This is a genomic window from Bradyrhizobium sp. Leo78 (assembly GCF_059512425.1).
On the sequence record NZ_JCAMOT010000019.1, the window covers coordinates 128,174 to 142,412 of the forward strand.

Annotated in this window: 14 protein-coding genes; 6 read left to right on the forward strand and 8 right to left on the reverse strand. The window is 64.1% G+C overall.

Annotated elements, in window-relative coordinates; all coding sequences use genetic code 11:
• Positions 1 to 128: 128 nt before the first annotated feature.
• The 5 genes from AC5ZG1_RS23585 to AC5ZG1_RS23605 all read left to right on the forward strand — a co-directional run bounded on the left by AC5ZG1_RS23585 (position 129) and on the right by AC5ZG1_RS23605 (position 6,579).
• Positions 129 to 1,907 carry a glucan ABC transporter ATP-binding protein/ permease gene (locus AC5ZG1_RS23585; RefSeq protein ID WP_496134206.1) on the forward strand — a complete coding sequence of 593 codons (1,779 nt, stop codon included), beginning with the start codon at positions 129 to 131 and terminating at the stop codon, positions 1,905 to 1,907.
• Between the two features lie 208 nt (positions 1,908 to 2,115).
• Positions 2,116 to 3,576: a D-alanyl-D-alanine carboxypeptidase family protein gene (locus tag AC5ZG1_RS23590; RefSeq protein ID WP_130229839.1), complete on the forward strand. Its 1,461-nt coding sequence runs from the start codon at positions 2,116 to 2,118 to the stop codon at positions 3,574 to 3,576.
• A 138-nt stretch (positions 3,577 to 3,714) separates the two neighbouring features.
• On the forward strand, positions 3,715 to 5,403 hold the full coding sequence (locus AC5ZG1_RS23595) for a long-chain fatty acid--CoA ligase (protein ID WP_456643607.1): 1,689 nt from the start codon (positions 3,715 to 3,717) through the stop codon (positions 5,401 to 5,403).
• 27 nt (positions 5,404 to 5,430) lie between these two features.
• Positions 5,431 to 5,985, forward strand: a complete 555-nt coding sequence (locus AC5ZG1_RS23600) for a DUF924 family protein (RefSeq protein WP_496134207.1) — start codon at positions 5,431 to 5,433, stop codon at positions 5,983 to 5,985.
• A gap of 108 nt (positions 5,986 to 6,093) precedes the next feature.
• Positions 6,094 to 6,579 (forward strand): peroxiredoxin, encoded by a 486-nt coding sequence (locus AC5ZG1_RS23605; RefSeq protein WP_028168672.1) that lies wholly within the window; start codon positions 6,094 to 6,096, stop codon positions 6,577 to 6,579.
• A 221-nt stretch (positions 6,580 to 6,800) separates the two neighbouring features.
• Here AC5ZG1_RS23605 and rnhA read toward each other — a convergent pair whose 3' ends face one another.
• The 3 genes from rnhA to ispH are packed head-to-tail and all read right to left on the reverse strand — an operon-like array spanning position 6,801 to position 9,217.
• Positions 6,801 to 7,265 (reverse strand): ribonuclease HI, encoded by a 465-nt coding sequence (rnhA, locus tag AC5ZG1_RS23610; protein WP_208828346.1) that lies wholly within the window; start codon positions 7,263 to 7,265, stop codon positions 6,801 to 6,803.
• Positions 7,262 to 8,242, reverse strand: a complete 981-nt coding sequence (locus AC5ZG1_RS23615; RefSeq protein WP_496134208.1) for a homoserine kinase — start codon at positions 8,240 to 8,242, stop codon at positions 7,262 to 7,264. The genes rnhA and AC5ZG1_RS23615 overlap by 4 nt, the downstream gene beginning before the upstream one ends.
• 6 nt (positions 8,243 to 8,248) lie before the next feature.
• Positions 8,249 to 9,217: a 4-hydroxy-3-methylbut-2-enyl diphosphate reductase gene (gene ispH / locus AC5ZG1_RS23620; RefSeq protein WP_028168252.1), complete on the reverse strand. Its 969-nt coding sequence runs from the start codon at positions 9,215 to 9,217 to the stop codon at positions 8,249 to 8,251.
• 215 nt (positions 9,218 to 9,432) lie between these two features.
• Between ispH and AC5ZG1_RS23625 the strand changes: the two genes are divergently transcribed.
• Positions 9,433 to 10,128 (forward strand): DUF1013 domain-containing protein, encoded by a 696-nt coding sequence (locus AC5ZG1_RS23625; RefSeq protein WP_130229704.1) that lies wholly within the window; start codon positions 9,433 to 9,435, stop codon positions 10,126 to 10,128.
• A gap of 207 nt (positions 10,129 to 10,335) precedes the next feature.
• On the opposite strand, the gene AC5ZG1_RS23630 is transcribed toward AC5ZG1_RS23625, so the two are convergent.
• The 5 genes from AC5ZG1_RS23630 to AC5ZG1_RS23650 all read right to left on the reverse strand — a co-directional run bounded on the left by AC5ZG1_RS23630 (position 10,336) and on the right by AC5ZG1_RS23650 (position 14,217).
• Positions 10,336 to 10,554 carry an alkylphosphonate utilization protein gene (locus tag AC5ZG1_RS23630; protein WP_028168250.1) on the reverse strand — a complete coding sequence of 73 codons (219 nt, stop codon included), beginning with the start codon at positions 10,552 to 10,554 and terminating at the stop codon, positions 10,336 to 10,338.
• A 145-nt stretch (positions 10,555 to 10,699) separates the two neighbouring features.
• A complete protein-coding gene (locus tag AC5ZG1_RS23635) occupies positions 10,700 to 11,434 on the reverse strand; it encodes an OmpW/AlkL family protein (RefSeq protein WP_496134209.1) in 735 nt (244 codons plus the stop codon).
• Positions 11,435 to 11,677: 243 nt separating this feature from the next.
• Positions 11,678 to 11,884 (reverse strand): DUF6494 family protein, encoded by a 207-nt coding sequence (locus AC5ZG1_RS23640; protein ID WP_130229700.1) that lies wholly within the window; start codon positions 11,882 to 11,884, stop codon positions 11,678 to 11,680.
• Positions 11,885 to 11,900: 16 nt separating this feature from the next.
• Entirely contained in the window at positions 11,901 to 12,170 is a 270-nt protein-coding gene (locus AC5ZG1_RS23645) for a hypothetical protein (RefSeq protein ID WP_496134210.1), read from the reverse strand.
• A gap of 139 nt (positions 12,171 to 12,309) precedes the next feature.
• Positions 12,310 to 14,217 carry a propionyl-CoA synthetase gene (locus tag AC5ZG1_RS23650; RefSeq protein ID WP_496134211.1) on the reverse strand — a complete coding sequence of 636 codons (1,908 nt, stop codon included), beginning with the start codon at positions 14,215 to 14,217 and terminating at the stop codon, positions 12,310 to 12,312.
• Positions 14,218 to 14,239: the final 22 nt, after the last annotated feature.

The following is a 14,239-nucleotide window of genomic DNA, read 5'->3' on the forward strand; positions in this document are numbered from 1 at the left end:
CGAAGCAATCCATAGTTCGGCGGGCGGAGGCATGGATTGCTTCGCTGCGCTCGCAATGACGTGGAGAAATTGCGGGAAAGACCATCGCGCTCTGGTTCTCGCCTGCGATCCCGGATTACAATGGCGGCATGTCGCTGCTTCGTCTTTATGTTCGCGTGCTCGAATTGCTCGGCAAGGAGGCGCGGCTCGGCTGGATCCTGGCCGGCGCCAATCTCCTGCTCGCCTGCGCGCAATTCGCCGAGCCGGTGCTGTTCGGCAAGATCGTCGACGTACTCTCGGGCAAGCCGGTCACCGGGCTGATCGCATCCACCTCGCCATGGCCGCTGCTCGCGGCCTGGGTCGCGTTCGGCCTGTTCACAATCGGGTGTAGCGCCATCGTGGCGCTGCATGCCGACCGGCTCGCGCATCGCCAGCGGCAGGCAGTTCTGACCGATTATTTCGAGCACATCCTGCAACTGCCGCTGACCTTCCACACCGGCACCCATTCGGGACGGCTGATGAAGGTGATGCTGAACGGCACGGACGCGCTGTGGCGGCTCTGGCTCGGCTTCTTCCGCGAGCATTTCGCCGCAATCCTGTCGCTGGTCGTGCTGTTGCCGCTGTCGCTCTACATCAACTGGCGGCTTGCGATCCTGCTGTTCGCGCTCTGTGTCGTCTTCACCGTGCTGACGACGCTGGTGGTGCGCAAGACCTACGGCATGCAGAGCGAGGTCGAGGAGCACTACAGCGATCTCTCCGCGCGCGCCTCCGACGCGCTCGGCAATGTCGCGCTGGTGCAGAGCTTCGTGCGCATCGACTCGGAGGTGCAGGGCCTGCGCTTCGTCGCCGACAAGCTGCTCGCCGCACAAATGCCCGTGTTGTCGTGGTGGGCGCTGGTGACCGTGATCACGCGCGCCTCCACCACCATCACCGTGCTTGCGATCTTCACGGTCGGCATCGTGCTGAACCAGCAGGGGCTGACCTCGGTCGGCGAGATCGTGATGTTCGTCTCCTTCGCGACCATGCTGATCCAGAAGCTCGAGCAGGTGGTGAGCTTCATCAACAACGTGTTCATGGAAGCGCCGCGCTTGAAGGAATTCTTCGACGTGCTCGACGCGGTGCCGGCGGTGCGCGACCGTCCCGGCGCGATGGATGCGGGCCGGCTGTCGGGCCTCATCGAATTCAACGATGTCTCCTTCTCCTATGACGGCAAGCGGCCGGCAGTGGAGGATTTGACCTTCGCCGCGCTGCCCGGCCAGACCATCGCGCTGGTCGGCTCGACCGGCGCCGGCAAGTCGACCGCCATCGCGCTGCTGCACCGCGCCTTCGACCCGCAGTCTGGCATCATCAAGATCGACGGCATGGACATCCGCGCGCTGAAGCTGACTGCGCTGCGAAGGAACATCGGCGTGGTGTTCCAGGAGGCGCTATTGTTCAACCGCTCGCTTGCCGAGAACCTGCGCGTCGGCAAGCCTGATGCCACCGACGAGGAACTTCGCACGGCAGCAGCCCGGGCGCAGGCGCTGGAATTCATCGAGCGTAGCGAGAAGGGTTTTGATACCCATGCCGGCGAGCGCGGCCGCATGCTGTCAGGCGGCGAGCGGCAGCGCTTGTCGATCGCCCGCGCGCTTCTGAAGGATCCGCCGATCCTGATCCTGGACGAGGCGACCAGCGCGCTCGACGCCGTCACCGAGGCCAAGGTCAACGCCGCTCTCGATGAAGTGATGAAAGGCCGTACCACCTTCGTGATCGCGCATCGCCTCTCCACCATCCGCCACGCCACCCGCATCCTGATGTTCGACAATGGCAGGGTGATCGAAAGCGGAACTTTCGATGAACTCGTCACAAAAGGCGGCCGTTTTGCCGATCTGGCGCGGGCCCAGTTCATGGTTCAGGAGAACGCGCGGACGAGTCTGCAGGCCGAATAGGCCGCGGTCCACCGGCCGCGGAATTGTCGAAATTCGGCCGATTTCGTCCACGATTAAATAACCCGACCTCTGTTCTCGAAAGGCGGCCCGGTATAGGGTTTGCATCGCCGCAAAATTGGCCGGCGCCGGACACGCTTGAAACCGGAACGTCACATCTGAAAGCCCACCTTGTTCAAGGCGGGTCTTCAATCAGAACCGGACCAGGATAGTGCACCTTCTTCGCCCGCTGCTTCGCCGATCGCTTCTCCTCTTCGTCGCCGCCGCGGCTCTCGCTCTCGCGCCGCGCGCGACCAACGCCGAGGCGCTGCTGGTGGTGGAAGCCGATAGTGGAAAGGTGCTGCAGGCCGACAATGCGACCATGCCCTGGTATCCGGCATCGGTCACCAAGCTGATGACCGCCTATGTGACGCTGAAGGCGGTGAAGGACGGCCGCATCTCGCTCGACACGCTGCTGACGGTGTCGCCGACGGCCGCCTCGCAATCGCCGTCGAAGATGGGCTTCCGCCCGGGCACGCAGGTCACCGTCGACAATGCGCTGAAGATGATGCTGGTGAAGTCGGCCAACGACATGGCGGTCGTGCTCGCCGAAGGCGTCGGCGGATCGATCGACGGCTTCTCCGCGATGATGAACGAGACCGCGCAGAAGCTCGGCATGGTGCAGACGAGCTACGTCAATCCGAACGGACTGCCGGCGGACGGTCAGATCACCTCGGCGCGCGACCTTGCGATCCTCGCCCGCGCCATCATCCGTGATCTCCCGGAATACGAATATTTCGTGCACATCCCCTCGATCCGCTTCGGCCGACGGGTCACGCAGAACTTCAACCGCCTGATCGGCCGCTATCCCGGCGCTGACGGCTTCAAGACCGGCTTCATCTGTGCCTCCGGCTACAACCTCGTGGCGTCGGCGACGCGCGACGGCAAGCGGCTGATCGCAGTGGTGCTCGGCGCCTCGTCGGGCCGGATGCGCGCGGTGCGCGCGGCGCAGCTGCTCGATCGCGGCTTTGCCAATAACGGCCTGTCCTGGCTCAAGCCCTCGCTCGGCACGGTGGAGAATCTGGCGCCGATCGACGCCACGCCGCCGAACCTGCGCGACGAGATGTGCGGCCCCAAGCGCAAGCGGCCGGCGAGCGACGAGGATGAGGACACTGTCGCCAGCAGCACAAGCAGCAGCAGCGGCGAGACCGGCGCGACCTTCTTCGCCGCCGCCCTGCCACCGCCGCTGTTCAAGCCGGCTGACTTGCTGGCGCAGCCTGCGGAGGCGTCCGAGCCGGTCGTGGTCTATACCGGCCCAACGCGGACGGGTGCGGCGCTGATCGCCGCGGTTGCGGCGGACACCGAGAAGGACACGCCAAAGCCACACAAGAAGAAGGCGCATGTCGCGGCCAAGAAGCCCGACGCTTCTGCCGACGCCAAGTCGGACGCTAAGTCCGACGCCAAGCCGGCTGCAAAGCAGGCCAAAGCGGACACCAAGCAAGCCGCTAAGCCGGAGGCCAAGCCAGCGGCGAAACCTGCCGCTGTGCGGCATGCCAGCGCCAAGTCGAATGGCGCTGCCGCAAAGCCTTCGGAGAAGCCCGCTGCCACCGCGGGTGATAAGCCAGCCGCCAAGCCGGCGAAGCCGAAGGCGGCGGCCAAGCCGAAGAACGACAGCAGCAAGCCGGCCAGTTAACCGCGCCGCAACATCCCCCGATCTGCAGATGCGTCGAACGGGCGCGGGCGGCTTGCCATCGGCTGCTGGCTAGCCCAATACTGCCCAAAAGAAGGCAGTCCGGGCCAACGTCCGGGGACGAGGAGAGAGGGGATTTCCATGGAGCGCATCTGGCTCAAGCATTACCCGGCCGGCGTGCCCGCCGACATCGACGTCACGCAATACTCATCGCTGGTTGAGCTGCTCGAGGAAAGCTTTGCGAAGTTCGCCGACCGCAAGGCCTTCATCTGCATGGACAAGGCGATCACCTATCGCGAGCTCGACGAGATGTCGACTGCGCTCGGCGCATACTTGCAGAGCCTCGGCCTGCAAAAGGGCGCGCGCGTCGCGCTGATGATGCCGAACGTGCTGCAATATCCGATCTCGACCGCCGCCGTGCTGCGCGCGGGATACGCTGTCGTGAACGTCAACCCGCTCTACACCCCGCGCGAGCTCGAGCACCAGCTCAAGGATTCCGGCGCGGAAGCCATCATCGTTCTGGAGAATTTCGCCAGCACCGTGCAGCAAGTGCTGGGCAAGACGTCTGTCAAGCACGTCATCGTCGGCAGCATGGGCGACCTGCTCGGCTTCAAGGGCGTGATCGTCAATCTGGTGGTGCGCCGGGTGAAGAAGATGGTGCCGCCGTTCTCGATCCCGCGCGCCGTCCCGTTCAATGCCGCTGTCGCTGCGGGCCGTGGCATGAAGCTCAACCGGCCCAGGATCACGCCCGACGACGTCGCCTTCCTGCAATATACCGGCGGCACCACCGGCGTCTCCAAGGGAGCCACCCTGCTCCACCGCAACATCGTCGCCAATGTGTTGCAGAATGACGCCTGGCTGCAGCCGGCGATCAAGAAGCCGCCGCATGTCGACCAGCTCTTCATCGTCTGCGCGCTGCCGCTCTACCACATCTTCGCGCTGACCGCCTGCTATCTGCTGGCGGTGCGCGCCGGCGGCGTCAACCTCCTGATCCCGAACCCGCGCGACCTGCCCGGCTTCGTCAAGGAGCTCGCGAAATATCAGATCAACAGCTTCCCCGCCGTCAACACGCTCTACAACGGCTTGTTGAACACACCCGGCTTCGACAAGCTCGACTTCTCCAAGCTGAAGACCTCCTTCGGCGGCGGCATGGCCACGCAAAAGCCGGTGGCCGAGAAATGGCTGGCGGTGACCGGTTGCGCGCTGTCGGAAGGCTACGGCCTGTCCGAGACCTCGCCGACGCTGACCTGCAACCCGGCAGACACCGACAAGTTCTCCGGCTCGATCGGCTTGCCCGTGCCTTCGACCTATCTCTCGATCCGCGACGATGACGGCAATGAACTGCCGCTCGGACAGGCCGGCGAGATCTGCGCCAAGGGCCCGCAGGTGATGTCAGGCTACTGGAACCGGCCGGACGAGACCGCGCGAGTGATGACCGCGGACGGCTATTTCCGCACCGGCGACATCGGGGTGATGGACGAGAACGGCTACACCAAGATCGTCGACCGCAAGAAGGACATGATCCTGGTCTCCGGCTTCAACGTCTATCCGAACGAGATCGAGGAAGTGATCGCGAGCCATCCGGGCGTGCTCGAATGCGCCGTGATCGGCGTGACCGACGCCAAGACCAGTGAGGCAGTGAAAGCGTTCATCGTCCGCAAGGACCCGAGTCTTACCGCCGAGGAGATCATCAAGTTCTGCAGCACCCAGCTCACCAACTACAAGGTGCCGAAGCAGATCGAGTTCAGGACCGAGCTGCCGAAGACCAATGTCGGCAAGATCCTGCGCCGCGAATTGCGCGACGAGAAGAAGCCGGCGGCTGCGGCCTGAATTCGCGCGCGAGCGGACGTTCGGACCATGATTGACGCTCGCGATGTCACGCCGGGCGACATCCTGGCATTCTGGCGCGCGGCCGGCCCCGGTCGCTGGTACGCGCGCGACGATGTGTTCGATGCGGACATACGCGACCGCTATCTCGGGCTCTGGCGAAAGGCGGCGGGCGGCGAGTTGTCGTCATGGGAGATGAGCGATGAGGGCGCACTGGCGCTCGTCATCGTGCTCGACCAGTTTCCCCGCAACATGTTTCGCGGCGACGCGCTGACCTATTCAAGCGACGCGCTGGCGCGCGAGGCGGCGCACCGGGCCATCAGCCGAGACGTGGACGCGCGAATCGACCCCGACTTGCTCGAATTTCTCTACATGCCCTTCATGCATTCGGAGCATCTGCCCGACCAGATGCGCTGCATCGAGTTGTTCCGCAACATCGGCAATACGGAGCAGCTCGAATATGCGGAGGGGCACGCCGATATCATCCGGCGGTTCGGCCGTTTCCCTCACCGCAACCGCATCCTGGGGCGCGCGACCACGCCCGATGAGCAGGCCTTCCTGGATCAGGGCGGATTTTCCGGATGATGACGGAACGGTGAAGGCGCGCGGCCGTTGCGGTTTTGAGCCCCACGAATATTGTGCCGGCAAGCTGCACGGTCTACAAAACATCAGCTCATTCAGGGAGACTGGACGATGACGATCCAAGTTGGCGGCAAGCTGCCGGATGCCAAGTTTCGCGTGATGACCGAGGAAGGTCCGCAGGTGCGGACAACAGATGATGTCTTCAAGGGCAAGAAGGTGGCACTATTCGCCGTGCCCGGCGCCTACACCGGCACCTGCCACAAGATGCATCTGCCGAGCATCTTCCTCAACGCCTACGCCATCAAGGACAAGGGCGTCGACACCATCGCGATCGTCTCGGTCAACGATGCCTTCGTCATGAACGCCTGGAAGCGGGACACCGACCAGCGCGACGAGGCGCTGTTCCTCGCCGACGGCAATGCCGATTTCACCAAGGCGATCGGCATGGAGCTCGACGCCTCCGGCAACGGCCTTGGCATCCGCTCCAAGCGCTATTCGATGCTGGTCGAGGATGGCGTGGTGAAGAAGCTCAACCTCGAACCGGCCCCTGGCAAGGTCGAGGTCTCCGGCGGCGATACGCTGCTGGCGCAGCTTTGAGCTTTACCGCGTCATTGCGAGCAAAGCGAAGCAATCCACCTCACCACCTGCGGAGACATGGATTGCTTCGTCGCTAGGCTCCCCGCAATGACGAGCTGAGGCTACGGAACGCCGTCATGCCCGGGCTTGTCCCCGGCATCCACGCCTTTGCTTCCGAACGCGCAACTACCCGTGGATGGCCAGGACGAGCCCGGCCATGACGAATGCGGTAAAATTGCGCGCTACTGCCCCACTCTCTCCTTGAGCCGCGCCATGGCGACGCCTTCGCGGGCGAGCTGGTCGGCGCGCTCGTTTTCGGCGTGGCCGGCGTGGCCCTTGATCCAGTGCCAGCGCACCTCGTGTGGCTTCAGCGCGGCATCGAGCCGCTGCCATAGCTCGACGTTCTTCACCGGCTTCTTGTCGGCGGTGCGCCAGCCGTTCTTCTTCCAGCCGAAGATCCAGCCGGTGATGCCCTGGCGGACATATTGGCTGTCGGTGGTGAGATCGACCACGCAGGGCTTCTTCAGCGCCTCCAGCGCCGAAATCGCCGCCATCAATTCCATGCGGTTGTTGGTGGTATGGGCCTCGCCGCCCTTCAATTCCTTCTCGACGTCGCCGAATTTCAGGATCGCGCCCCAGCCGCCCGGGCCGGGATTGCCCGAGCAGGCGCCATCGGTGAAAACAGTCACGTGCGGCTTTTCGCTCACGCCACGCACCCTGCCTGCGTCACGCCGTAGTCGCGCAGCGTCTTCACGCTCTGGTGGAAGCGCAGCTTCCGCGCGTATTCCAGCGGGTCCTTGGGCTTCACCAGCGCACCCGCCGGCACGTTGAGGAAATCGACCAGGCGCGTCAGCAGGAAGCGCAGCGCGGCGCCGCGCGCAAGCAGCGGCAGCGCCGCCTGCTCTCCTTCCGACAGTGGCCGCGCCCGGCCGTACGCATTGAGCAGCGCGCGCGCCTTGGTCGCATTGAAGGAATGATCCGGCTCGAAGCACCAGGCATTGAGGCAGATCGCCACGTCATAGGCCAGGATGTCGTTGCAGGAGAACGGGAAGTCGATCAGGCCGGACAGCCTGTCGCCGAGGAAGAACACGTTGTCCGGAAACAGATCGGCATGAATGACGCCGACCGGCAGATCGGCCGGCCAGTTCGCCTCGAGATAGCCGAGCTCGCACTCGACGAAATCGCGCAGGCCCGCCTGCACGCTGTCGGCGCGCGCACTGGCGAGATCGAACAGCGGCCGCCAGCCGGCGACCGAGAGCGGGTTCTTCCGGAACATCGGAAAATCGAGCCCGGCAAAATGCATTTTCGCCAGCGCCTCGCCGACCGCTCCGCAGTGCCCGACAGTCGGCCGCCGCGGCCACATGCCTTCGAGGAAATTGATGATCGCCGCCGGCCGCCCGGCAAGCCGGCTATAGACCTCGCCGTTGCGGTTTCGCGCCGGCTGCGGGCAGCTCACGCCGCGCTCGGCCAGATGCGCCATCAGCGACAGGAAATACGGAAGATCATCCTCCGCCACGCGCTTTTCGTACAGCGTCAGGATGAACGAGCCGCGGCTCGTGTGCAGCAGGAAGTTGGAATTTTCGACGCCTTCGGCGATCCCCTTATAGGAGAGGAGTTCGCCGATGTCGTAACTCTTGAGGAATTCCGCTAGCTCTTCGGCGGCGACGTCGGTGTAGACCGCCATAAAGGACTACTCGGCGGCGGCTTCGGGACGCAGCGAGCGCGGCAGCGGGAAGAACTCGTTTTCTTCCGCCGCCGAGACGGTCTCGACATGCAATTCAAAGCGCTCGGCGAACGCGTCCATGATCTCTTCTACGATCACTTCCGGCGCGGAGGCGCCGGCCGTAATGCCGAGGCTGCTGATGCCCTCAAATCGCGCCCAATCGATATCGCTGGCACGCTGCGCCAGCACCGCGATCGGGCAGCCCTCGCGCTCGGCGACCTCGCGCAGGCGCTGCGAGTTGGAGGAGTTCGGCGCGCCGACCACGATCAGCGCATCGACCACCGGAGCCACCTTCTTCACCGCGAGCTGGCGGTTGGTGGTGGCGTAGCAGATGTCTTCCTTGTGCGGCCCGTTGACGTTCGGGAAGCGCTCCTTGAGCAGCGCGACGATCTCGGCGGTATCGTCGATCGACAGCGTGGTCTGGGTCACAAAGGCGAGGTTGTTGGGATCCTTCGGGGTGAAGGTCTTGGCGTCCTCGGCGGTCTCGATCAGGGTCACGGCGCCCGGCGGCAACTGGCCGAGCGTGCCGACCACCTCCGGGTGGTGGGAATGCCCGATCAGGAGGATCTCCCGCCCCCGCTTGAAATGGATGGCCGCTTCCCGGTGCACCTTGGTGACCAGCGGACAGGTGGCGTCCAGCGAGAACAAATGGCGCGCCTGAGCATCCGCCGGAACCGATTTCGGAACCCCATGGGCGGAAAAAACCACCGGCGCGGTGGTGTTTTCGGGGATTTCGGCCAGTTCCTCGACGAAAATCGCGCCCTTCTTCTTCAGGCCGTCCACGACGTATTTGTTGTGGACGATCTCGTGCCGGACATAAACCGGGGCGCCGTAGATCGTCAGCGCCCGTTCCACGGTGTCGATGGCCCGGACCACCCCGGCACAAAAGCCGCGTGGCGAACAAAGCACGATTCTCAGGTCAGGTTTGGCTGGCATGGAGCGATCTCGCGACCGAATCACCCCTTGCCGGCGGGCAGGGAACGGTCAGTTGGGGTAGGACTTGGGCTCGGTTTCCGGCGGTGTCAAGGCACTCTAGCAGAACCATTGCGCCACCGGTACCCGAAGGATTATATAGGGCTTAATTCCCGTCATCGCTGATGACCCCCGGTTTCGCCTCCAAAGAGGTGGGCGAAGCACAAAGGAGATTTGCCATGAGCAACGCACCTCTGATGCCCAAGGCGACCGCCGTCTGGCTACTCGATAATACCGCGCTGACCTTCGACCAGGTCGCCGATTTCACCAAGATGCACCCGCTGGAGGTCCGCGCCATCGCCGACGGCGACGCCGCCCAGGGCATCAAGGGCATGGATCCGATCTCGACCGGCCAATTGAGCCGCGACGAGATCGAAAGGGGCGAAAGGGACCCCAACTATCGCCTCAGGCTCGGCGAGAGCAAGGTGGTGCTGCCGGCCGCCGCCAAGCGCAAGGGCCCGCGCTACACCCCGGTGTCGCGCCGCCATGAGCGGCCGAGCGCGATCCTGTGGCTGGTCCGCAACCATCCCGAACTGAAGGACGCCCAGATCATGCGGCTGGTCGGAACCACCAAGACCACGATCGCGAGCGTCCGCGACCGCACCCACTGGAATACCTCCACGCTGACCCCGATGGACCCGGTGACGCTCGGCCTGTGCTCGCAGATCGAACTCGATTTCGAGGTGCAGCGCGCCGCCAAGGAGAAGCCCGCCACCGCCACCTATGGTGGCGCCACGCTGCTGCCCGCCTCCGAGACCACGCGGAAGGAGCCGGAGTTCGAGCCTGCCGAGAAGACGAGCGACGACCTCAACGTCGACGCCGTGTTTGCCAAGCTGAAGACGATCGGCGGCAAGAAGGCGGACGAGGAGGAGTAAGGCTCCTCCGCTTCGAGCCATCGGAGATGCGAACGCGGCGGGATAACCCGTCGCGTTTTTGTTTGAGGCGATGCAGTGAGCGCCCACTCAACCGTCATACCCCGCGAATGCGGGGTATCCAGTACGCCGCAGCTTATCGGTCCGACGATTGACGTCTCTGCAATACTGGATCACCCGCTTTCGCGCGTGATTGACGGCGGATCGGCCTCACGCCTTCTTCAGGAACTCCGTGCGCAGGACCAGGCCCTTGACCTTGTCGGTGCGGCCTTCGATCTCGTCCTCGTTATCGGTGAGGTGGATGTTCTTGATCACCGTGCCGCGCTTCAAGACCGTGGACGAGCCTTTCAGCTTCAGGTCCTTGATCAGCGTGACGCTGTCGCCTTCGGCGAGCAGCGCGCCGTTTGAATCCCTAACCTTGATGTCCATGTGATGCTTTCCGCGACGCGCGCTAAGATGAGAATGATCTCTCTTAGCGCAATTCGATCTCGTCCATCATCCCATGCTGGCTCAGCACCAAAATGGCCAGCGGCGCCGGGGCCCGGCCCCCCGGCGCCGCCATCCCCCCGCGGCGTCAGAACTTGTAGACGACGCCGCCGCCCACCAGCCACGGATCGATATTGGCGCGCCCGGTGACTGGAATTGCGTTGTTGACGGTTGCCGAGTAGTCCGGCCGCAGCCACAGCTTCTTCACGTCGACGTTGAGGCCCCAGTGGCGGTCGAGCATGTAGTCGAAGCCGAACTGGACCGCGGCGCCGACCTGGTTGCTGATGTGCAGATCCGTCACCGCGAGGCCGCCGACCGGCGTATTGGCCGCGGACTGGTTGAAGAACACGGTGTAGTTGATGCCGGCACCGATGTACGGCTTGAACGCGCCGAGCCCGGTGAAGTGATATTGCAGGGTCAGCGTCGGCGGCAACAGCCAGGCCTTACCGATGTCGAGCCCGTTGAGCGCCCCGGTACCGCTGATGTGATGCCTGGTCGCGCCAAGGATGAGTTCGGCCGCCAAGTTCTCGGTGAAGAAATAGGTGATGTCGAGCTCCGGGATGACCTGGTCGCTGATCGAGAGCCCCGAATTCGGTGACGACAGGCCCGGAACGCCGAAGACGTCAACCGAGCTGCCGCCCGCATCCGGCAACACGCCGAGCGCGCGCAGACGGATCATCCAGGGGTTGAAGGTCTCCACCGGCGGCGGCGCTTTCGCCTTGTAGACCGGCGCCAGATCCGCAGCCTGCGCCGACATGGCAGCCCCACCGAACGCCGCCGCAACCGCGAGCAGTGACGCCGTCAAAATCGTTCTTGTCCTCATCAAATTCCCCATCGCCAAGTCTTCCATCGCCAAGTCCGCGCGGAAAGTCGCGCGTTGCCTCTCTCAGACCAGAAGCGGGGCGGTGAAGGATTTGATGCGGATCAAATCAGACGAGACATGGCGTGATTGAGTCACACCGTTGCAAAAGTATCACGGCAAACACCGATGCGATTCAGTCGTAGCGGTAACGCGCTGCCGCTCTCGTCATACTTCGCGGGCATGACAACGGAGATTCGCGAAGCACTATCCGAGCGCGATGTCTTCCGTCACCTCGTGCTTGAGTCCGACAGCGTCGATCGTCAGCGTCATTTTTGCGGTCAGCTTCTCGTTGCCTTTGAGACGGCCGGCGTCGATGCCGTCGCGTACGGCCTTTTCGATCTCGCGCTGGGAGGTGATGCCGACGCGCTTCAGGAATCGGCGCAGGCTTTCGTTGAAGACGTCTTCGTTCATGACGGTCCTCCTTGGCTCATGGCCTCACCGGATTGTTGAGCATGTCTTCGGCGAGATTGCGCTGCCGGCGGTCGGTCCTCGCTTCAGCGTTCTGCCGCCGGACGTCGCGGTCCTTGCGGCAGGCGACATATTCGGGCGAACCCTGCTGGACATTGTTGGCGCGGCAGAAAGCGTCGTCATCGCCCGCAGCGTCGGCCAGCGGCGCCGATCTATGCTCGAGGCAGCCGGCGAGCAGCGGGGCGAGCAGGAACAGCGCGATATGGGCTCGGGCGAAGTAACGTCGCATACGTGGGTTCCCTCTTTCGTCATTGCCGGGCGCCCGTCCCCGACCCGATCGGGGATGACCCGGCAATCCATCGAAAAGATGGCGGCTTCTCTGATCTTGATGGATGCCCGGGTCAAGCCCGGGCATGACGATCCAACCGTCACACCCTTCCCTTCAGCGCGTCGCCGATCTCGTCAAGTACCTTGGGGTCCTCGATCGTGGCCGGCATGGTCCAGCTTTCGCCGTCGGCGATCTTCTTGATGGTGCCTCGGAGGATCTTTCCGGAGCGCGTCTTCGGCAGGCGGCCCACGGTGATCGCGAGCTTGAAGGCGGCCACGGGGCCGAGCTTTTCGCGCACCAGCGCTACGATTTCCTTCTCGATCTCGGCCGGCGGACGGCTGACGCCGGCCTTCAGCACCAGGAGGCCGCAGGGCACTTCGCCCTTGATCGCATCATTGATGCCGAGCACGGCGCATTCGGCGACATCGGGATGCGACGCCAAAATCTCTTCCATGCCGCCGGTGGAGAGCCGGTGGCCGGCGACATTGATGATGTCGTCGGTGCGGCCCATCACCCAGACATAGCCGTCCTCATCCTTGTAGCCGGCATCCGAGGTCTTGTAGTAGCCGGGGAATTCGGAGAGATAGGCTTCCTTGAAGCGCTCGTCCTGCTGCCACAGCGTCGGCAGGCAGGCGGGCGGCATCGGCAGCTTGACCACGATCGAGCCCATAGTGCCTGCGGGCACTGGCCTTGCGGCCTCATCGACCACATCGACCTGATAGCCCGGCATCGGTACCGTCGGCGAGCCGTGCTTGACCGGCAGCATGCCGAGGCCCACCGGATTGCCGGCAATGCACCAGCCGGTCTCGGTCTGCCACCAATGGTCGACCACCGGCACCTTCAATTGTGCTTCCGCCCATTCCACCGTCGGCGGATCGGCGCGCTCCCCGGCGAGGAAGAGCGTGCGGAAGTTTGCGAGATCGTATTGCCGGATGAACTTGCCTTCCGGATCCTCCTTGCGGATGGCGCGGAAGGCGGTCGGTGCGGTGAAGAACGCAACCGCCTTGTGCTCGGAGATGACCCTCCAGAACGCACCGGCATCGGGTGTGCCGACCGGCTTGCCTTCATACATGACGGAGGTCGCGCCATGGAACAGTGGGCCGTAAACGATATAGCTGTGGCCGACCACCCAGCCGATGTCGGAGCCGCACCACCAGACCTCGCCCGGCTTGACGCCATAGAGGTTGAACATCGACCATTTCAGCGCGACCAGATGCCCGCCATTGTCGCGCACGACGCCCTTCGGGATTCCCGTCGTGCCCGAGGTGTAGAGGATGTAGAGCGGATCGGTCGCGAGCACCGGGACGCAAGGCGCGGCCTTGCCGGCATCGAGCGCGGCGCGGCGCAGACTGGCCCAGTCGTGATCGCGGCCCGCAGTGAGCTCGCAACCATGCTGCGGGCGCTGCAGGATGACGCAGCCTTGCGGCTTGGCGCTGGCAAGCTTGATCGCCTCGTCAAGCAGCGGCTTGTACTGCACGATACGGCCCGGCTCGATTCCGCAACTTGCCGAAAAGATCAGCTTCGGCTTGGCATCATCGATGCGGCTGGCCAGCTCCTTTGCCGCAAAGCCGCCGAACACCACGCTGTGCACCGCGCCGATCCGCGCGCAGGCCAGCATCGCCACCACCGCTTCCGGCACCATCGGCATATAGAGGATGACGCGGTCGCCCTTGGTCACGCCGAAATCCTGCATGACCGCGGCGAGCGTCTGCACTTCCTTCAGAAGCTCGGCATAGGTGAATTTCGTCACGCTGCCGGTGAGCGGGGAATCGTGGATCAGTGCGACCTGCTCGGCGCGAGCGCCCAGGACATGGCGATCGAGCGCGTTGTAGCAGGTGTTGACGACGGCGCCGGTGAACCAGCGTCCATAAGCGCCAAGCGAGGGATCGAAAATCTTCTTCGCGGGCTCGATCCAATCGATCTCCCGCGCCGCCTCGCTCCAGAAGCCCTCGGGATCAGCCAGCGAACGTGCATAGACCTCGTGATAGCGGCTGTCGTGAATATTCATGGCGTCCTCCCGGTCCTTCTCC